Raw genomic sequence first — 1,212 nt, 5'->3', positions numbered from 1 at the left:
AAACAGGTTTTGATGATGTGTCCTACGATCTGATATCCGTGCAGTACCACTCGCTCAAAGCCGGCCATGACTACGGCCAGTATGTGCGCGATGCCCGCAATGCCGGCCGCGAGGACATCGCGGAATTCTTTGAGCAGATCATGTCCCAGGATTCCGAACGCGCGGCCCGGTGCCACGAATTCCTCAAGGAGCGCTCCGGCTCGGAGGAATCCGGACCGGCCCTGACCTAGAAGGATGAGGCACCGCGAATGGTTCCGGGCCGGGTGAAGGAGCTTTCCTGCTGAGGATCCCGGACCGGCGCGGCGCCTGGGAGGTTCCATTGGCGCTGTCGGACGAAGAGCGCAGGCGGCTTGAGGAGCTCGAGCGCGAGTTGACGGCTGAGGATCCCGGGCTGGCCCGTGAACTTTCCCCCGGTTCAGGCGTGTCTGGGACCCGGGTATTCCTGGCCGCACTTGCTTCGGTGATGGGGCTCGTGCTGCTCATTATCGGTATCGCCTCGCAGCTGGCGGTGATGGGGGTCGCCGGGTTCCTGCTGATGGGCGTGGGGGTTTTCCGGTTTTTCACCATGCAGTTGCCCGGTAATGACTCCCGATAAAAAACGCGGTGCTTTCCCTGCGCTGGGACGCCCTCCGCGTCCAAGCCAACGCAAAGAAGGCTCCACTGACGGTGCTGCTGCTCTTCCCGCGGGGCGGTTGGTGGAGAATCCAACCATGGGTAAGGACTGGACGGGTAGCCGCCCCGGTAATGTCCGCGTCCGCCGGCGGAACCGGGATCGGGGCTCTGCCGGCTTCCAGACAGGGCAGGGGCCGTCCTGGTGCAGACAGTCCCCGAGTAGCGCCCCCGGAACCCATCATGAGGTCCGGAGGCGCTTCACATTGCAGGGAACGGTATATGCCGTTCAGGTGGCCGCCGGTCTCCGGGTAGCCGGTTTACAGATGCGCTGTTATCGGTGCTGCAGGTCCTTGCAGCCGGCTGTTCGGGCTTGTATGTGCTTTTGGCCGTTTTGGCCTCAGGGATGGGATGCTTCCGCACCTCGGGGCCGGTATTTACATCCCCGGGGTGCGGCTGCGCCCCGTGGGGCTGGTGGACCGCCCGCATCGGTGGCGTGGAGGCGAGACCGGTTCCGGTTGCTTCTGCTGTCATAAACCGCTTCGGGGCTTCCCTGTGTCCGGGGTCCGGGGGAGAATCCAGCCATGGGATTGGGGGAGGGGG

Annotated in this window: 2 protein-coding genes; both read left to right on the top strand. The window is 64.3% G+C overall.

Going from position 1 to position 1,212, the window contains the following annotated elements; all coding sequences use genetic code 11:
* On the top strand, positions 1-230 hold a 230-nt coding region (locus AC5RWU_RS24300), incomplete at its 5' end, for an acyl carrier protein (protein ID WP_493986731.1).
* Between the two features lie 89 nt (positions 231-319).
* Complete coding sequence (locus AC5RWU_RS24295) at positions 320-595, top strand: DUF3040 domain-containing protein (protein WP_493986730.1); 276 nt, start codon at positions 320-322, stop codon at positions 593-595.
* Positions 596-1,212 lie beyond the last annotated feature (617 nt).

The organism is Arthrobacter sp. B0427-1-12 (genome assembly GCF_059092905.1).
The sequence above is the reverse complement of the archived record's forward strand: the minus strand, read 5'-3'. Positions and strand labels throughout refer to the sequence as shown.